This window comes from Pectobacterium versatile (genome assembly GCF_003932035.1).
In the GTDB taxonomy this organism is placed as follows: domain Bacteria; phylum Pseudomonadota; class Gammaproteobacteria; order Enterobacterales; family Enterobacteriaceae; genus Pectobacterium; species Pectobacterium versatile.
In genome coordinates this window covers 1,733,511-1,753,197 of the sequence record NZ_CP034276.1, presented here as the reverse complement: position 1 = coordinate 1,753,197, position 19,687 = coordinate 1,733,511, and the positions used below count along the sequence as shown (strand labels likewise).

Sequence of the window (19,687 nt, the reverse complement as noted above, 5' to 3'; positions counted from 1 at the left end):
TTCGTTAATTGTTCTTTTATTTTTACTTAATCTTTAAGTAATTCACCATCTGTTTTATTGATATATAGCCACATATCATTAGCAACACTACTTCAACACCTTACCCCACCGGCTCCTTCGGCAAAAAAATCAAACCAAACCATTGTTTAATAATGAATTAATAAAGAAATAACGTTTTATACGATCTGCGCATCACATCCCTATTTATCATTACAAGTGACATGGACATGCATTTTTCGCATGACAAAGATCACAATTACATAACAATCCGCAGAAAAAAAATGTAAAAAGCAAGAATCGTTGTAATATCGGCGGGCAGACACAACACCCCAATAACAGGTTCGGGTGAGGGATTGGTGTATTCAGGGAAACCACCAACCATCACGCGGCAATAATATTGTGTTGTCTGAATCAATTCATCAACATGAGGTTTATATGCAAAGGCAGAAGTTACTTGTACAGATAGTCTTGGCTATCGTCCTGGGAATATTAATCGGCTGGGCTTGCCATCAATATCTTGACGGCAGTCGAGCAAAAGAAGTTGCATCATATTTCAACATGGTTACCGATATCTTCCTGCGCCTGATTAAAATGATCATCGCGCCACTGGTCTTCGCTACGCTGGTTTCCGGCCTAGCAAGCATGGGAGGAAACTCTTCTGCCGTTGGCCGTATCGGTATGAAAGCGATGATCTGGTTTGTCAGCGCCTCGTTCATTTCCCTGCTTATCGGTATGGTCTTCGCCAACCTGTTCCAACCCGGCGCAGGCATGAATCTCGAAGTCCCCGTACAGCATGTTGCGACAGGCCTGAACACGGACAGCTTTACGCTTAAGAGCTTCATCAGTCATATCTTCCCGAAAAGTATCGTAGAAGCAATGGCGAACAATGAGATCCTGCAAATTCTGGTGTTCTCTCTGTTCTTCGGCTCCGCGCTTGCCTATGTCAAAGGCAATAACAAGCACGCGACCACGATCATTTCCATGATCGAAGAACTGACCAAAGTGATGTTCCGCGTGACCGACTACGTGATGGCGCTGGCCCCTATTGCTGTCTTTGCCGCAATCGCTTCCGCGATTACCACGCAAGGTCTGGGCCTGCTTTACGACTTCGGTAAACTGATCGGTGAGTTCTACCTCGGTCTGGCCGTACTGTGGAGCGTTCTGTTCCTGGTTGGTTACCTGTTCTTGGGCAAAGGCATCGTTAGACTGGCGAAACTGATTCGTGAACCGACCATGCTGGCTTTCGCCACGGCGAGCAGTGAATCTGCTTATCCGAAAACCATGGAAGCGCTGACCAAATTCGGCGTGCCGAAAAAAGTCACCAGCTTTGTGCTGCCGCTCGGTTATTCGTTCAACCTCGACGGTTCTATGATGTACCAGTCCTTTGCGATTCTGTTTATCGCACAGGCATACAACATCGACCTGAGCGTTACTGAACAAATTCTGATTCTGCTGACGCTGATGATCACCAGTAAAGGGATGGCGGGTGTAGCGCGTGCTTCCATCGTGGTAGTTGCCGCAACGCTGCCGATGTTCAGCCTGCCGGAAGCCGGTATCCTGCTGATTATCGGTATCGACCAGTTCCTGGACATGGGCCGTACTGCAACTAACGTCATCGGTAACAGTATCTCTACCGCCGTTGTGGCCAGTCTGGAAAAAGACGTCCGCGATGATGAGGAAGAAGCTGCCGATGAAGTCGTTGCCTATAAGGAACCTCAGCAGGCCACGCAAAATAGCTAATACTGAGTGAGTGAATGCTTCATCTATAGCGGCCTTCGGGCCGCTATTTTTTTATCTCTCGTTGCCTGCCCACATTCTCAGGGCGTTTATAGTCCAGACGCCGATGACAGCCCTTTCATGTAGCGCCAGAATTTCTCAGAAGCCACATTCAACCGCGCATCGAGGCGATATAGATAAACCCCCATGCGGATCACGGCATTTTCCATACTCAGGATCGTCAGCTCTTTGTTTTTCAGCTCTTCCTGAATGGAATAGTCCGGTAGCCAGGCAATGCCATAACCTTTCTTCGTCATACGTTTGAGCAAGTCGCTCATGGAAGAAACGAAATTGACCGTAAACTTATCGCTGTCGACGCTGGATAAGTAGCGACTGACCTGACGCCCCATGTAGCTCGTCTCGGTATAGTTGAGTAGCGGCACCGATGAGGCACTGACATCAAACAGTGGCTTCCCTGCACTATCACACGCACAGACTGGATAAAGCCGGGACTCCAGTATCTTCTCGTGCATGAAGGGCTCTCCCATCAGATCCTCATTGTAGAATGAGAAAATGAAGTCACTGCGCCCTTCCTTGAGATTCAGCACCGCCTCATCGACATCAATCGATTCGACATAAAAGATTTTTTCCTGCGGGTCCGGCACGTCTTTTAACAGCTCCGGCATGATGAATACCGACAGCGAATGTGCCGCGGCGATGGTGATCTTATTCTTGTAATTATCCCCGCCGTGCAGCTTATTGAGCTGGTACTCCAAATCATCCAGCGTATTACGGATATAGGCGTGGAACACGCGCCCCTGCTCGGTTAACTGTAGCGGCAACGCACTACGGTCGAAAATATCAAACCCAACCGCCGCTTCCAGCGCCTGAATTCGCCGACTGAATGAGGATTGAGAGATATTCCGCTTCTCGGCTGCCAGCGTAAAACTCCGGTGTTCTTCCAGCACAATAAAATCATAGAGCCACTTGGTTTCGATATTATTCAGCATCGTCCCTCACTCAAAACGCTCAGCGCCATGTTTTCGCTCCCTATGCCAACGTTCTGCATCGCCAACAAAGATGCTTCCCACAGCACGTCGTTAAACCCAATAAAAGCATAGAGATGCCAATAGTTATGCAAATCATACATAGCAGATGGGAATTTAGCAATTCACATTGCCCAGCAGTGTGAGATTATCCTTTTAATTTCATAATGCTACAGGGTTAACAGCATGAACAGTCTCGTGGGAATTCTTGGTGGTATGGGGCCGGGTGCTACCGTCGATGCGATGCAAAAACTGATCAAAAACACGCCAGCCTATCGGGACCAAGACCACATTCCGATGATTGCGGTTTCTATTCCTGATATCCCTGACAGAACACAATGCATTCTCCAGCACAGTGCGTCGCCGCTGGATAAAATGCTGCAATATATGAAAATTCTCGAAAACGCGGGCGCTGAATGCATCATTATTCCGTGCAATACCGCGCACTATTGGTTTAATGACTTAAAACAGCAGTGTCGTGCGGAAATGATCAGCATTATTGATGTGACCTGTCAGGCGATTAAGCATGCCAACACCACACGCGTCGGCCTATTGGCGACGACAGCGACGGTCAAAGCGAGAATTTATCAGGACAACCTGATTACCGATAATATTGATTGCTACACGCCGGATGATGCAGACCAACACCAGGTAATGGAAAGCATCTACGCGTATAAATCTGGTGATATCGTCGGAGCCTATAGCCTGTTGTCACCGGTAAAAGATCGCCTGTTGCAGGCTGGCGTTGAGAAAATTATTCTGGGTTGTACCGAGCTTCCTCTGATTCTGGAGCAGGAAGTCAGAACATCACCGCAACACTATGTCGATGCAACCGAAGAGTTAATTAAGAAAACAGTAGAGTGGTATTTTACTCACAATACGAGAAATAATATTGCCGCTTAATTTTTTGAACGAACCTATTATATTGCGTTGAACATGAACCAATAACTATGCCACTCGGCATTAACAAATTCGCCAAGTGGCATAGTGTGATAGACTCAGTATTTAATGCATTTCACTTCACAATAAAATACTGCGCATACTGGAACGTCATTCAATATACGTTCAACGATTACGATGGGAATTTGAGAGCGCTATTTTGCGCTCCCGCATTAGACACCACCCAGGATTTCGCCGCTGATGTGGTCATCAAACTGTATGAATAGTTAGATGACGCCGTCCATTTCGCCGCAGGCGATTTGCTCGCCACCGCAGCCGGTGAACTGCCATTATCCGTAAAGGTTGAACCATTGCCCTTATCATCAACCATCCCTTTATTTTCCGCGCCGGTACCAAATACGTTACGCTCAGAAATTAGATTGGCATTCTGCGCAACTGTAAAGGCCAGGTTGAATTTATTGACGTAGTTGTTGAAGACGTGGAAATAACCATAGCGCATCAGGCCGGGCGCACGCACCTGAATATTTTCGTAATAGTTATGACAAATAGTCAGACGCGGATAGCCATTGTAAGCGCTGTTATTGTCATCTGCCGGATGGCCGAAGATGCAACCATATTTATGGTTTGAGAATAAGCAGTTACTGATCGTGATGTAATCCGCCTTCTCGCCGATATAAATCAGTTTATCGAGGCTACCATCGTTATCGCTCCACGTATGCCCAGGCCATGAACAGTGATCCACCCAATATCCCTTGCCGTAGTTCAAATACAGCTGGATATCGTCATTATCTTTGATGGCAACATCATGTTTAAAAACCAGATTCTGGAAAATGACGTTAGATGAATTGCTCTCAGCGCGCAGGTGAATATTGGTCAGTACATTAGCGCCACCGAAAGAACCAACGATGGTTTTATTGCTGCCAAATACCACCTTGGTCAATGCCGAGGCTTTCAGCGATAATCCCAGCACCACAATAGTTTTTGCGGAACCGCTCACTGCTGATTTAAAATCGGCCAAAGAATTTACCGTAACGACTTTACCTCCCGTGCCTCCAGTTACATTTGCCGCTTTTGCAAAACCAATAATCCCAGTAAGATTTGTTGTTGGATAAGCCATAAATTTTCCTTTTTACAATGAGTGAATAATAATGTCTTCCAACGTATTATTTAATCAAAAACAAATAACACGCCTCCGACAATTAAAAATTGTATATAAAGGATTTCATTACGCTTATTAATCGAGTTTAATAAAAAAACAACCTTGCGAATAATTCAATACCCAATTAATACGCTGCCATCTTTTAGTAAAATGGCAGCGCTACGATTATCACATTATTATCATTACCAGCCTTTTACCGCGCCGCCATTAAAAATACGGTTCGCAGCCTGTTCAACTTCATCAGACTGATAGGCCTGAATAAATTTTTTGACGTTTTCCGCCTCTTTATTATTTTCACGCGTCACAATGATATTCACATACGGTGATTCTTTATCCTCAATAAAAATACCGTCTTTCGTTGGCGTTAAGCCCGTTTGCTGAATATAGGTCGTACTAATAATGGCTACCGTCACTTGTGGATCGTCTAACAAACGCGGCAACTGTGCCCCTTCCACTTCCATAATACGCAGGTTGTGTGGATTCGTCGTGATATCCAGCACCGTCGGCAATAACCCCATGTCAGGCTTTAGAGTAATTAATCCGGTCTTTTGCAGTAGCAGCAACGCTCGCCCAAGATTGGTAGGATCGAAAGGAATCGCAATGGTATCGCCGTCTTTCAGATCGTTGATATTTTTAATTTTCTTCGAATAACCCGCCATCGGGAAAACGAAGGTATTTCCTACCGCCACCAGCTTATAACCGTGTTCACGATTTTGCTGTTCGAGGAAAGGACGATGCTGAAAGACGTTCGCATCCAGATCGCTTTTATCCGTCGCCTCGTTCGGCAATAGCGAACCGCTGAACCCCACCAGCTCAACATCCAAACCATATTTCTCTTTTGCCACTTTCTTCGCGACGTCGGCGACGTCCTGTTCCGCGCCGTTAATCACACCGACTTTAATGTGGTTGGCAGAGTGACTTGCGCTATCGCATGCCGTCAACGCCATCGCTGCCGTAACTATTCCCGCCACCAGCGCTATACGCCATTTATTCATCATTCTGGTTTACCTGATATCGTAACTGTATTGATTTAAAGAGAAAAACAGTAACGCTCCATAATTCACCGAGTCAAATAACTCCGCGTTCTATGAATATGCATTTCATCATTTGGTCAATAAAGAGTGATATATATCCTAAATAATTCGAGTTGCGTGAAGGCGGCAACCGCAAGAATCCCCAGGAGCTTACACAAGTAAGTGACTGGGGTGAGTAAGGACAAATTGGCTCAGCCAATTTGAACGCCGTTTACGGCGGCCCTTCAGGGCGAGGCTCAGAGAGGAGCCGAGTATTGCCAACGCACAAGCAGCTTGAAGTATGACGGATATATCTGTTAAGCCGATTCCATTTTGCTTATCTGCTATTGCTCACCTCTACATTCCCCCGCATTATGACGTTTTGATGACTTTGAATTCACACGGCGAAACCATGATTAATGTGGCTTTGGTTGACGATCACATCGTTGTACGGTCTGGCTTTGCACAGCTTCTGACATTAGAAAATGACATTCAGGTTGTTGGACAATATGCTTCGGCGGCGCAGGCGTGGCCCCATCTACTCAAACAGCCGATTGACGTCGCCGTGATTGATATCGCCATGCCGGACGAAAGCGGCCTGTCGTTATTAACCCGTCTGCGTCAGCAGCGCCCCAATTTTCGCGCCATTATTCTGAGCATCTATGACACCACGGCGTTTGTACAAAGCGCGCTGGACGCGGGCGCGGGCGGCTATCTCACGAAGCGCTGCGGCCCGGAAGAGTTGGTGCAGGCGGTTCGCGTGGTTAGCAGCGGCGGTCTTTACCTCTGCGCCGATGCACTGCATGCCATTCGCCACCAACAGCAGCCACCGAAAGAGCTACTGGCGCTGACCCCACGCGAGCGAGAAATATTCAGCTTGCTAATCAACGGAATTAGTGTGAAAAGCATCGCTGAACAGCTCGAACTCAGCCATAAGACCGTTCACGTTCATCGCGCCAATATTCTCAGTAAATTACAGTGTGAATCCACGGTAGAGCTGGTGCACTTTGCGCTGCAACACCAATTGCTGGCAGGAAAATAAATCATGCGCCGCCTGCACGTCATCGGTATGACGCTGTTTCTCGCCTTTTTCTATAGCTTGATTTGGCTGGCGCTGTGGACCATCAGTTTCTATTTGAGCAACAACGGCCAGCAGGCCGCGCTGCTGTTACCACAAGGGCTGCGATTGGCGCTGATGATTTTGCTGCCGCGCAAATACTGGCCGACCTTGCTGCTTACGGAAATCGCCATCCAGAGCTGGCTTATCAGCGAACAGCTAATGACACGCTCGCTGCTACTACTTTCCCCCTTTCTGAGCCTCATTCCGGCCATCATCACGCATAAAATCTGGCATCGCTACACGCTTTATTGGCAACGGCTCTTACTGTTGCTGGCCGCGCTGACACTGAACACCGTTCTGCACGGCATCGCCATCGGCCCCTGGTTACATTCGCAGCTGACGCAAACGCTGCTGGCAACGTTTACCGGCGGCGTCCTGCTGATTCCGTTCATCTATTTGCTGTACGAATACATCAAACAGCAGCATTTGCAGACACTGCTGGCACAGGAGATCCCCGATCCGCCGCTGCGCACCTCCCTGCTGATTTGGTGTTCGCTGTTTTTTTCTATCGGCGTTTGCCTGCAAATGACGTTCACACCCGAGATGGAACGCCTGCTGCTGATCTTCGTTTTTCTACCTAACGTGGTCATGGCGTATAAATTCGGTTGGCAAGGCGGCGTGCTCTCCGCCGTACTCGGTAGCCTGATGATTGCCGTCACGCGTCAGGTGAGCGGAGCCTTCGACGATCTGCGCGAGCTGGAACTCTTTCTCTCCACGCAGGCGCTACTCGGCATTGGGCTGGGGATCGCGATAAGCCGTCAGCAACAGCTGGCACAACGGCTCCAGCGCTACCGCCACCAGTTGGAGCAGGAGTTGAAGACCCGGCGGCGGCTTATGGAGCGCATCATCCACACCGAAGAGGCCGTGCGCAAAGACATCGCGCGCGAGCTGCACGATGACATCGGCCAAAACATCACTGCGATTCAGATTCAGGCCATGCTGGTGAAACACAGCGCGCCCGCCGATGCCGCCCAGCATGCCGCCGGACAAATCAGCGAACTGTCGCGGCGCATCCACCACACCACCCGCCAGCTTCTGCGCCAGCTACGCCCGCCGGTGCTGGATGAAATGGTGTTAGATAAAGCGCTACATCATTTGGCAGACGAGTTTGCCTTCTCGGCTCGCGGCATCCAGTTTCAGTTGGATTATCAGATCCCCACGCCTCCGCATGATGACGTGGTGGTTTTCACGCTTTACCGGCTGGTGCAGGAACTGCTTAACAACATCAACAAGCACGCCAGCGCGACGCAGATTACCGTTCGGCTTTCCCAGCAGGATGACCTGATTACGCTCGACGTCATTGATAACGGTGTGGGCATCGCACAAAAAGACAGGCCGAACCCGACAGGCGGTGGCTTCGGCCTGCGAGGTATCGAGGAGCGTGTACAGGCGCTGGGCGGTAACTGGCTGGTAAAAGCAGCCACCATTAGCGAATCTGCCACGCCGCGCGGTACGCACATAATTGTTAACCTGCCCACAAAATTTAAACAAAAAGACGATTAGCTAGGAATTATTCCTAGTCGCCTAAAACCTTGTCTCATCCTTTTTAATTCACATCCCCCTACTCTTCTCTCAACGCGACGGAGAACCCCATGCAGGCACCCATGTTTCCACCGGGACAGCTTTCACCAACACAAATCAGCCAGCGTTATCGCTACTGGCGACCACGGTTGTTGATTTCCATGGTCATCGGGTACGCCACGTTTTACCTAACGCGTAAAAGCATCAACTTCGTCATGCCGGTGATGCAGTTAGAATTAGGGTTAAGCAAAGGCGATATCGGTCTGTTGGGGACGTTGTTTTATCTCTGTTACGGCGCATCCAAGTTTATTTCCGGCATCGTGTGCGATCGCAGTCAGGTGCGCTGGTTTATGGGTGTCGGGCTGATGATTACCGGCGTGCTGAACATTCTGTTCATGTACTGCCAGTCGCTCACGGGTTTGCTGATTGTCTGGGCGCTGAATGGGTTCTTTCAAGGCTGGGGTTGGCCGCCTTGCGCCAGACTGCTGAGCAGTTGGTATTCGCGCAATGAGCGCGGCCTCTGGTGGGGATGTTGGAATACGTCGATCAACATCGGCGGTGCGGCGGTTCCCCTGCTGGCGGGCTATCTGGCCTCCGAGTGGGGATGGCAGGCGGCGCTGCTGGTGCCGGGCATCATCGGCATTGTGATTGGTCTGTGGCTGTGCTGGCAGCTGTGTGACAAGCCGCAGCAACAGGGGTTACCAAGCGTCGGCCAGTGGCGGCGCGATTCGCTGGAGCTGCGTCAGGAGCAACAGAGTCCACCGATGCCGATGCGCCAGATTCTGCGCGATGCGATTTTGCGGAACCGTACCATCTGGCTGCTTGGGGTTTCCTACATTCTGGTGTACCTGATTCGCATCGCACTGAATGACTGGGGGAACATCTGGCTGTCGGAGAGTCACGGTTTCAACCTGCTCAGCGCGAACGCCACGCTGTCGCTGTTTGAACTGGGCGGATTGATGGGGGCGCTGTTTGCCGGCTGGGGTTCAGACCTGCTGTTTCGTGGTCAACGCGCACCGATGATTTTGCTGTTTGCATTAGGGCTGTTTTTAACCATGACCGCGCTGTGGCTGGCACCGATTCACCACTATTCACTGCTCGCGGCCTGTTTCTTCAGTATCGGTTTTTTTGTTTTTGGACCACAGATGTTGATTGGTCTGGCTGCGACGGAATACAGCCATAAGGATGCCGCAGGCACGGTGACAGGTTTTCTGGCGTTGTTTGCCTATCTGGGGGCAGCGCTGGCGGGCTGGCCGCTGGCACAGGTGCTGCAACACTACGGATGGTCGGGATTTTTTACTCTGCTGGCATTGGCTTCAGCCTGCATCGGGCTCTTACTGATGCCGTTGCTGATGGCAGGTGTCAGTCGCCGGGAACGTTTGATGACATCAAAATAGCAATAACAACAGATAGACACCTATAAAGGAAAACATCATGAAACTGAGTACCTTAACTACCCTCATCGCCGCTGGACTGACCGTTGCTGCCGTTACCACCACCACCGCTCGGGCGGAAGGTCGCCTAGTCATTTACTGTAGCGCCACGAACGCCTTCTGCGAGGAAGAAGCCAAGGCCTTCGGTGAAAAATACGACGTTAAAACCTCCTTTATCCGCAACGGTTCCGGCAGCACGCTGGCGAAAGTCGATGCAGAGAAGAAAAACCCACAGGCTGACGTCTGGTACGGCGGCACGCTGGACCCACAATCTCAAGCAGGTGAAATGGATCTGCTGGAACCCTATCAGTCTAAAAATCTTGATCAGATCATGCCGCAGTTCCGCGATCCGGCCAAACGTAAAGGCAACTACTCATCTGCCGTTTACGTCGGCATTCTCGGTTTTGGCGTCAACACCGATCGTCTGAAAGAGAAAAACCTGCCAGTGCCACAGTGCTGGAAAGATCTGACCAATCCGGTCTACAAAGGCGAAATTCAGATTGCTGACCCACAAAGTTCCGGTACGGCCTATACCGCACTGGCAACCTTCTCCCAGCTTTGGGGACAGGATCAGGCCTTTGATTACCTGAAGAAACTGAATACCAACGTGTCGCAGTACACCAAATCCGGTATTGCCCCGGCACGTAACGCTGCACGTGGCGAAACCGCTATCGGTATCGGCTTCCTGCATGACTACTCGCTGGAAAAAGAGAAAGGCGCACCGCTGACGCTGATCTCCCCGTGTGAAGGCACCGGCTATGAAATTGGCGGCGTCAGCATCCTGAAAGGCGCGCGCAATATGGATAACGCCAAGCTGTTCGTTGACTGGGCGCTGTCAAAAGAAGCACAGGAACTCTCCTGGAAGAAAGGCCAGTCCTACCAGATTCTGACCAACACCACCGCCGAAGCCTCTCCGCTGTCGCTGAAGTTGCAAGATCTGAAACTGATCAACTACGACATGGACAAATACGGCGCAGCAGACGTGCGTAAAGAGCTGATTTCCAAGTGGGTTAACGAAGTCAAAATGGGCCAATAATCTCGATTCATTGCCCTTGATTCATTGACCTTTATTGATTGCAAAAACAGCGGGAACACAGCGTTAAGCTCACATTTCGCTTAACGCCGTGTTCTCAGCATCGCTAATTAACCATTACTCAATATTATTCACCAACCAACACCTGTGACGATTCAATCTCATAAAACAACTCAATATCCCTAAATAATTCGAGTTGAGTGACAAAACGTTAGCGTTTTGAACAACGCTATGCGTTGGCCCGTTAGGGCAAGGCTCATTTATAGCCTTGTAATGCGGCAACCGAGCGAATCCCCAGGAGCTTACTCAGGTAAGTGACTGGGGTGAGTAAGGGCAGCCAACGCACAGGCAACTTGAAGTATGACGGGTATAAAACTTGCACGCACCAGGGAACCATATGTCACACACACTAACTCTTTCACCGACGCCTAAGCGGGATCCCGTTTTCCTGTGGCTGGCGCTGATTGCAGCAACATTTTTGCTGCTGCCAGCGTGGAGCCTGGATTACGGCCTGCTGGATGCCTCACGCGATGAACTGCTGGCGGCCTACAGCTGGTCGAGCCTGAATATCAGCCTGCTGTGGTTCCTGCTCCCAGTAGGGTTGCTGGCACGTCCACTGCTTACGCCCGGTCGGGAACAGCGTGGCCGCCACCGTTTTGATGCGGCTTACGCGTTGTTCTGTGCTCTTTTCGTGGTCATCAGTGCCACGGTTGAAGGACGCGGAATGGGCTATGGCACTATTGCGCTGTTTGTCGCGCTGAGTGCGATTATTACGCTGGCGCTCTCTAGGCTGGACTGGCTGGGTGGCGATCGCTTCGTCATCGGCTCGCTCATCAGCATCATCGCGCTGATTGGCGTCTTTATCCTTTACCCCAGCATCGCCATCTTCATCCCGATGTTCACCAACGATAGCGGTGAATTCGCGCCGCTGTCATTTATGCAGATTTTGAGTCAGGCGCACATCTTACGAGTGATCTGGAACTCATTCCTGCTGTCGGTTGCCGTCGGTATCGGCTGTACTTTCTTCGGTATGGTGCTGGCGATCTATACCTCGCGCATCGCCCGCCGTTCCGCGATTATCGGCCGCATTTTCTCTATTCTGCCTATCGTTACGCCGCCGTTTGTCGTCGGGCTAGGCGTAACGCTGATGATGGGCCGCTCCGGTTACATGACCGAGCTGATGGTGGATTGGTTCGGGCTGACAAACACCAACTGGCTGTACGGTTTCACCGGTATCTGGCTGGCGCAGGTGCTCGCCTTCACGCCAATGTCGTTTATGATTCTGGAAGGCGCGATGAAGACGATTCATCCGTCGCTGGAAGAAGCGTCGTACACCCTGCGTGCCAACCGCTATCAAACCTTTCAGCGGGTTTTCCTGCCCTTGCTGAAACCGGCGCTCGCCAACTCGTTCCTGATCGTGATCGTCCAGTCGTTGGCCGACTTCAGTAACCCACTGGTGCTGGGCGGCAACTTCGACGTACTCGCCACACAGATTTACTTCTATATCACCGGTGCACAGCTGGATTACCAGTCAGCCAGTACGCTCGGTGTTGTCCTACTGGTGTTCTCCCTGGCCGTGTTCTGCGTGCAATATCTGTGGATCGGTAAACGCTCCTACGTGACGATTTCTGGTAAGTCCTCTCGGGGTGATGTACAGCCGCTACCCGTTTCGCTGGTGTGGATCGTCAGCATCCTGCTCTATGTCTGGATTGCCTTTAACGTCCTGCTGTACGGCAGCATTTTCTACGGCAGTTTTACCGTTAACTGGGGCGTGGATTACACCCTGACGCTGGCAAACTTCAGCAAGCTGTTCGGGCAAGGCTTTAGCGACGGTGCCTGGCCTTCCCTGCTGGATACGCTGTTGTTCGCGGGTATCGCTGCGCCGATTACGGCACTGTTTGGGCTGCTCATCGCCTACATCGTGGTGCGCCAGCAGTTCTACGGCAAGAAAGCCATCGAGTTCACCACCATGCTGTGCTTTGCGGTACCGGGCACGGTTGCAGGTGTGTCTTATATTCTGGCCTTTAACAGCGCGCCGGTTTACTTAACGGGGACGGCGGTGATCGTCATCATGTCGATGGTGATGCGTAACGTGCCGGTTGGTATCCGTGCGGGTATTGCCGGACTGGGACAGTTGGATAAATCGCTCGATGAGGCGTCGCTCAGCCTGCGTGCGGGTTCGATGCGCACGGTGTTCTATATTCTGCTCCCGCTGCTGCGTCCGGCCATTTTGTCTGCGCTGATTTACAGCTTCGTACGTGCGATTACCACCGTCAGCGCCATTATCTTTCTGGTTACACCGGATACTCGCGTCGCCACGTCTTACATTCTTAACCGCGTGGAAGACGGTGAATACGGTATGGCAATTGCCTACGGTTCCATCCTGATTGTGGTCATGCTGGCCATTATTTTCCTGTTCGATTATCTGGTCGGTGAAGCGCGGATTTCCCGCACGAAAGCCAAGAATAATGCCTAAGCGGAGTGATTACCTTGAATACTGAAAAAAGCTTTGTCGAACTGAAGCACATCACTAAACGTTTCGGCAACAACACCGTCATTGATGATTTGAATCTGGCGATCCCACAGGGAAAAATGGTCACGCTGCTGGGGCCGTCTGGCTGCGGTAAAACCACGGTACTACGGGCCGTTGCCGGTCTGGAAAAGCCGACAGAAGGCCAGATTTTCATCGATGGCGAAGACGTCACCGAGCGCTCCATTCAACAGCGCGATATCTGCATGGTGTTCCAGTCTTACGCCCTCTTCCCACACATGTCGCTGGGAGAAAACATCGGCTACGGGCTGAAAATGCTCGGTCGTCCGAAGGCGGAAATCAATAAGCGCGTAAAAGAAGCGCTGGCGCTGGTCGATCTGGAAGGGTTTGAAGATCGCTACGTCGACCAGATTTCTGGTGGACAGCAGCAGCGTGTCGCGCTGGCACGTGCGCTGATTCTCAAACCTAAAGTTCTGCTGTTCGATGAGCCGCTGAGTAACCTTGATGCCAACCTGCGCCGCAGCATGCGTGAGAAAATCCGTGAGCTTCAGCAGCAGTTCAACATCACCTCGCTGTATGTTACGCACGATCAGAGCGAAGCCTTTGCGGTGTCCGACATGGTTCTGGTGATGAACAAAGGCAAAATCATGCAGTTGGGTGCGCCGCAGGATCTCTATCGCCAGCCAGCTTCACGCTTCATGGCCAGCTTTATGGGGGATGCCAACATTTTCCCTGCCACCTTCACGGCAGACAGTGTGAATATCTACGGCTACCTCATTCCGCGTCCGCAGGGTTTTGCTGCCGGATTAAGCGAATCCGTCGTCGGTATTCGTCCGGAAGCCATTACGCTCAGCCATCAGGGTGACGAAAGCCAGCGCTGTACCATCACGCAGGTCGCCTATATGGGGCCACAGTATGAAGTGCAGGTGGACTGGCACGGTCAGTCGATGCTGTTGCAGGTTAACGCAACCCAGCTTCAGCCGAATCCGGGCGACAGCTACTATCTGCAAATCCACCCTTACGGCATGTTTGTGTTGTCGGAGCAGTAAACATCGGATAACCATCCCCCAAACCGGGAGCGCTTGCTCCCGGTTTGGGGGCAAAGGCCGTCGAGCGGTAGTAACGGATAGATCGTAAAGACGCTGTAAACACATCCCTGTGCGCTCGGATTGCGCCATCCCTGGCGCAAACGCTTTACTCTTCTATTCCGTTACTACCGTTTTCATTCTGCACATAGGTTTGTCATCAGTCTGACCGTTAGTGTCCGCTCCCGGTTTTACTTTCTACAAACATCTAAAAACGCCTACAAACGTCAGCTTCTCTTCGGCCTGCTTCGATTGCGCCGGAATACATACACCTGTTACGGATCCCACGCGCGATTTGTTATGATGATGCTCTTTTACGCATAGAATCACGCACGGAATAGCCGCTATGAAACAGAAGCCCATAACCTTAAACGATGTCGCCGAGTACGCTGGGGTTTCCTATCAGACAGTTTCCCGTGTGCTGAACCAAGCGCCTCATGTTTCATCCCGTACTCGCAGTAAAGTGGAACAGGCGATGACAGCGCTTAACTACACACCTAATCGCGTCGCCCAGCAGCTGGCAGGGAAAACCATCACCACACTGGGGCTGGTCACTACCGATCTTTCACTGCACGCGCCTTCACAAATCGCCGCGGCAATTAAGAGCACCGCCAGTCAGCTAGGCATTAACATCGTGATGTCGATGCTGAGCAGCCCAGATGTCAACACCTGTAATAACGCCGTTAACGACCTGCTTTCTCAGCGGGTCAGCGGCGTTATCGTGAATGTTCCGCTCTCCACGGATGACGTCGCCCACATTAGCCAAACCTGTGCCGACACGCCCGTGCTGTTTATGGATGCCGATCCACATACCGACATACTCAACGTCATGTTCGATCCCGATCACGGCGCACGCTTAGCCATCACGCATCTGGTACAGCTGGGGCATCAACACATTACCTTGTTGACTGGGCCAATGACGTCGATCTCCGCCCGCCTGCGTTATGAAGGCTGGCTGGCCGAGCTGGAGAAACGGCAGTTGTCCCCCGCTTCGGTGCTACACGGTGACTGGAGCGCCGCATCCGGTTACCATCAAACGCTGGCCCTACTGGGGCAATCTCTGCGCGTCTCGGCCATTGTTGTCGCGAACGATCAAATGGCGCTTGGCGTCCTGCGTGCGCTGCACGAGTATGGCCTTCGCGTACCGGAGCAAATATCAGTGATCGGCTTTGACGATACTCAGGACAGCGCGTATTACACTCCGCCACTGACAACCATTCGTCAGGATTTCAGGCTATTAGGTAAAGAAGGCGTCACTCGTTTGCTCGCCACGCTGCGCGATCCTACCCAGAGTTCGTCACTGCTGTTACCCACCGAACTGATCGTACGCCACAGCACCGCCGTACATTCATCAACCCATGCCTCCCTGCAAGAACTCACCAAAAACCTGTTGGACATTACACGTCAGCTACAAAGGCTGTAATCCTTTACATTTTTTGTAACCAGTTACACAACAGCACTTTTTTCACCATTGATGCCAAACCCTAACAAAATAAGATGATAAACAATAAGTTATTTATCACCTCTCGTTGGTTTATTGCGTAGCGCTTTCCAAATTCGATGTATCCCTATTCATTTTACAAACGATCTTTGTGATCGCTTCCACTTTATTGTCACATTCCACTTTACTCGCCATATCGAGTCGATATGTTATGAGCAACAAAAATTGTGAGCGGATAACAATTTTAAAACCCAATCACAAAGGTAGACTCAAAAATGTTCAGGAGCCAAGCCATCATGAGCGATACCGTTTTATCGTATCCAGCACACCATCGCGCCACGCTGCAAGAAATTCTTGCCCGACGTGATTGGGAAAACCCAGCGTGTACTCACTATCAGCGGCTCCCCGCACATCCACCGTTCAACAGCTGGCGCAGCGTGGCTGCCGCGCAGCAAGATGAGCCTTCTCAGCGGCTGCGTCGTCTGAATGGTGAATGGACGTTTAGTTATTTCACCCGCCCGGAAGCCGTACCAGAAAGCTGGTTACAGCAGGATCTGCCTGATTCAGACACCATTCCGGTGCCTGCCAATTGGCAGCTACAGGGCTATGACACCCCGATTTACACCAACGTAAAATACCCGATCCCCGTCAACCCACCCTATGTGCCAGAAGACAATCCTACCGGTTGTTACTCGCTCACTTTTAAGGTCAATCACGATTGGATCAGTTGCGGACAAACGCGGATTATTTTTGATGGCGTTAACTCCGCGTTTTATCTCTGGTGTAACGGCCACTGGGTGGGATACTCGCAGGATAGTCGCCTACCTGCGGAGTTTGATATTGGTCGCTATCTGACGACCGGAGAGAATCGGCTGGCGGTAATGGTGTTACGCTGGTCTGACGGCAGCTATCTGGAAGATCAGGACATGTGGCGTATGAGCGGTATTTTCCGCGACGTCACGCTTCTGCATAAACCGACGATTCACCTCAGCGATATCCAACTAACGACGCCGCTCAGCGCCGATTTCCGCCACGGGACGCTGGATATTCAGGTGAAGGCAACGCTCTCTGAAGCTGAGGCCAAAAGCCATCGCATCCACGCACAGCTTTGGCGCGGTAATAGACTCATCGGCGACGTGCGACAGGCGTTCGGCAGCGATATTGTCGATGAGCGCGGTGCCTATCATGACAAATCTTTTCTCCGCATCGACGTGTCACAACCCGATCTATGGAGCGCCGAACAGCCGCACCTGTATCGTGCCGTCATTGCATTGGAAACGTCGGAAGGCGAACTGATCGAAGCGGAGGCCTATGATGTCGGTTTCAGAAAAGTTGAAATCCGCAGCGGCCTGCTGCTGCTGAACGGTCAACCGCTGCTGATCCGCGGCGTTAACCGTCACGAACATCACCCACAGCACGGTCAGGTCATGGATGAAGACACGATGCGGCACGATATTATGCTGATGAAACAGCATAATTTTAACGCCGTACGCTGCTCACATTATCCTAACCATCCGCTGTGGTATCGGCTGTGCGATCGCTACGGTCTGTATGTTGTAGATGAAGCGAACATTGAGACGCACGGCATGCAGCCGATGAATCGTCTGTCGGACGATCCCGTCTGGCTGCCAGCCTACAGCGAACGCGTATCAAGAATGGTGCAGCGTGACCGCAATCATCCCTGCATCATTATCTGGTCATTGGGGAATGAATCCGGCTACGGCGCAAACCATGATGCGCTTTATCAATGGATCAAACGCCACGATCCGACTCGCCCCGTGCATTACGAAGGCGGCGGCGCCAATAGCCGTGCAACCGACATTGTGTGCCCTATGTACGCCCGCGTTGATGAAGACCAGCCCTTCCCCAGCGTACCCAAATGGTCAATCACCAAATGGGTCAGCATGCCGGACGAACATCGGCCGCTCATTCTTTGCGAGTACGCACACGCGATGGGCAACAGTCTGGGAGGGTTCGCCCGCTACTGGCAGGCATTCCGCCAATATCCTCGGTTACAGGGTGGATTCATTTGGGATTGGGTCGATCAGGCGCTGACCCACCGCGACGAACAAGGCAATGCCTACTGGGCATACGGCGGAGATTTTGGCGACATGCCTAACGATCGCCAGTTCTGTCTGGACGGCCTGCTTTTTCCCGATCGTACCCCGCATCCCAGCCTGTATGAAGCCCAGCGGGCGCAGCAGCACATTCAATTTTTCTGGCAGGCAGAATCCCCATGTGCGCTGCGCGTCACCAGTGAATATCTGTTTCGTCATACGGACAACGAACAGTTGAACTGGAGCATTACGCTGAATGATAAGACGCTCGCAGAAGGTTCTCTGCTGCTGACGCTCGCTCCGCAGGCCACCCAGACTCTGACGCTGCTGGAAGCCCTTCCCACTGTCGATCGTGCAGGAGAGCTTTGGCTTAATGTTGAAGTCGTACAGCCGAAAGCCACCGCTTGGTCAGAAGCCAACCACCGCTGTGCCTGGGATCAGTGGCAACTTCCTGCACCGCTTCATCTTCCCGAGGCACTTTGTTCTGGACAGAAGAAACCTCCTGTTCTGCACTCGTCCGATGCGTACTTTGACATCATTCAGGGTGAACAGCACTGGCGCTTTAACCGCCAGAGCGGCTGGCTGGAACAGTGGTGGACGGCGGATACTCCAACGCTGTTAACCCCCTTGCAGGATCAGTTTGTTCGCGCACCGCTGGATAACGACATCGGTATCAGCGAGGTCGATCGCATCGATCCGCGCGCCTGGGCCGAACGTTGGAAATCGGCCGGACTTTATCAACTGCAGACGCAGTGTGTTGCGATTCTGGCTGACCAACTCACCGATGCCGTACACATTGTCACCGAGCACGTATTCCGCCATGCCGGACAGATCCTGCTGCGGAGTAAAAAACGCTGGCAGATTGATGCACATGGCGTGATGACTGTAGATGTCGATGTTGATGTCGCCACAGTACTGCCGTCACTGGCCAGAGTGGGCTTGAGCTGCCAGTTGGCCGACGTCGCGCCTCAGGTCAGTTGGGTCGGGCTTGGGCCACATGAAAATTACCCAGACCGACAGCTCGCGGCACAGCATGGGCACTGGAATCTGCCGCTGGATGACCTTCACACACCTTATATTTTCCCAACGGAAAACGGGCTGCGCTGTAACACGCGCACGCTGACGTATGGCAAATGGACGATCGCCGGAAACTTCCATTTTGGGTTAAGCCGCTACGGGCTAACGCAATTGATGACGTGTACCCACCATCATTTATTAGAAAAGGAAAAAGGCGTTTGGCTCAATCTGGATGGCTTCCACATGGGAATTGGCGGCGATGACTCCTGGAGTCCCAGCGTTCATCGCGATGATTTACTCACGGCCACGCATTATCACTATCGCGTCGCTCTTCAACATCATCAGCCGTATTGATATGAAAAAACAGTATTAAAAAAACAACGAAAGAGAGCGGATATCTACCCTAAATAATTCGAGTTGCAGGCAGGCGGCAAGAGAAGGCATCCCGATGAGCTTACTCAAGTAAGTGATTCGGGTAACTGAGCGTAGCCAACACACCTGCGGCTTGAAGTATGACGGATATACCGCCTCTTTTCATCCTGGTTGTATCCAGCAGGTATATATCCGCCGTCAAAATAAACGCTGCGGATATATACCCTAAATAATTCGAGTTGCGTGACAAAACGTCAGCATGTTGGACAAGGCCCACTGTGAG

13 protein-coding genes are annotated in these 19,687 nt (G+C 51.5%); 10 read left to right on the top strand and 3 right to left on the bottom strand.

Annotation, left to right across the window (positions count from 1 at the left end):
* Positions 1-435 precede the first annotated feature (435 nt).
* Positions 436-1,740, top strand: coding sequence for a dicarboxylate/amino acid:cation symporter (locus tag EIP93_RS07885; RefSeq protein ID WP_125232528.1), 1,305 nt, complete (start codon positions 436-438; stop codon positions 1,738-1,740).
* 86 nt (positions 1,741-1,826) lie between these two features.
* Here EIP93_RS07885 and hypT read toward each other — a convergent pair whose 3' ends face one another.
* Positions 1,827-2,726 (bottom strand): hypochlorite stress DNA-binding transcriptional regulator HypT, encoded by a 900-nt coding sequence (hypT, locus tag EIP93_RS07880; protein WP_010285882.1) that lies wholly within the window; start codon positions 2,724-2,726, stop codon positions 1,827-1,829.
* Between the two features lie 222 nt (positions 2,727-2,948).
* Between hypT and cuyB the strand changes: the two genes are divergently transcribed.
* On the top strand, positions 2,949-3,665 hold the full coding sequence (cuyB, locus tag EIP93_RS07875) for a cysteate racemase (protein WP_039535462.1): 717 nt from the start codon (positions 2,949-2,951) through the stop codon (positions 3,663-3,665).
* Between the two features lie 169 nt (positions 3,666-3,834).
* Here cuyB and EIP93_RS07870 read toward each other — a convergent pair whose 3' ends face one another.
* Together EIP93_RS07870 and EIP93_RS07865 are read right to left on the bottom strand one after the other, a co-directional pair.
* Positions 3,835-4,779 (bottom strand): pectate lyase family protein, encoded by a 945-nt coding sequence (locus EIP93_RS07870; protein WP_105879490.1) that lies wholly within the window; start codon positions 4,777-4,779, stop codon positions 3,835-3,837.
* A gap of 224 nt (positions 4,780-5,003) precedes the next feature.
* Positions 5,004-5,819, bottom strand: a complete 816-nt coding sequence (locus EIP93_RS07865) for a MetQ/NlpA family lipoprotein (protein WP_125232527.1) — start codon at positions 5,817-5,819, stop codon at positions 5,004-5,006.
* A gap of 427 nt (positions 5,820-6,246) precedes the next feature.
* On the opposite strand from EIP93_RS07865, the gene EIP93_RS07860 reads away from it, so the two are divergent.
* The 8 genes from EIP93_RS07860 (at position 6,247) to EIP93_RS07825 (ending at position 19,386) form a co-directional block, all read left to right on the top strand.
* Entirely contained in the window at positions 6,247-6,876 is a 630-nt protein-coding gene (locus EIP93_RS07860) for a response regulator transcription factor (protein WP_010285873.1), read from the top strand.
* Positions 6,877-6,879: 3 nt separating this feature from the next.
* A complete protein-coding gene (locus EIP93_RS07855; RefSeq protein ID WP_103862076.1) occupies positions 6,880-8,457 on the top strand; it encodes an MASE1 domain-containing sensor histidine kinase in 1,578 nt (525 codons plus the stop codon).
* 89 nt (positions 8,458-8,546) lie between these two features.
* Positions 8,547-9,872: an MFS transporter family glucose-6-phosphate receptor UhpC gene (gene uhpC, locus EIP93_RS07850; RefSeq protein WP_103941112.1), complete on the top strand. Its 1,326-nt coding sequence runs from the start codon at positions 8,547-8,549 to the stop codon at positions 9,870-9,872.
* Between the two features lie 37 nt (positions 9,873-9,909).
* A complete protein-coding gene (locus EIP93_RS07845) occupies positions 9,910-10,944 on the top strand; it encodes an ABC transporter substrate-binding protein (RefSeq protein ID WP_039492791.1) in 1,035 nt (344 codons plus the stop codon).
* Between the two features lie 394 nt (positions 10,945-11,338).
* Entirely contained in the window at positions 11,339-13,417 is a 2,079-nt protein-coding gene (locus EIP93_RS07840) for an ABC transporter permease (protein WP_125232526.1), read from the top strand.
* A 5-nt stretch (positions 13,418-13,422) separates the two neighbouring features.
* Entirely contained in the window at positions 13,423-14,481 is a 1,059-nt protein-coding gene (gene fbpC / locus EIP93_RS07835) for a ferric ABC transporter ATP-binding protein (protein WP_181919116.1), read from the top strand.
* A 382-nt stretch (positions 14,482-14,863) separates the two neighbouring features.
* The gene (locus EIP93_RS07830) at positions 14,864-15,940 is read left to right on the top strand and encodes a LacI family DNA-binding transcriptional regulator (RefSeq protein ID WP_107333113.1); all 1,077 of its coding nucleotides are present in this window, start codon (positions 14,864-14,866) and stop codon (positions 15,938-15,940) included.
* Between the two features lie 314 nt (positions 15,941-16,254).
* Entirely contained in the window at positions 16,255-19,386 is a 3,132-nt protein-coding gene (locus EIP93_RS07825) for a beta-galactosidase (protein ID WP_125232525.1), read from the top strand.
* Positions 19,387-19,687 lie beyond the last annotated feature (301 nt).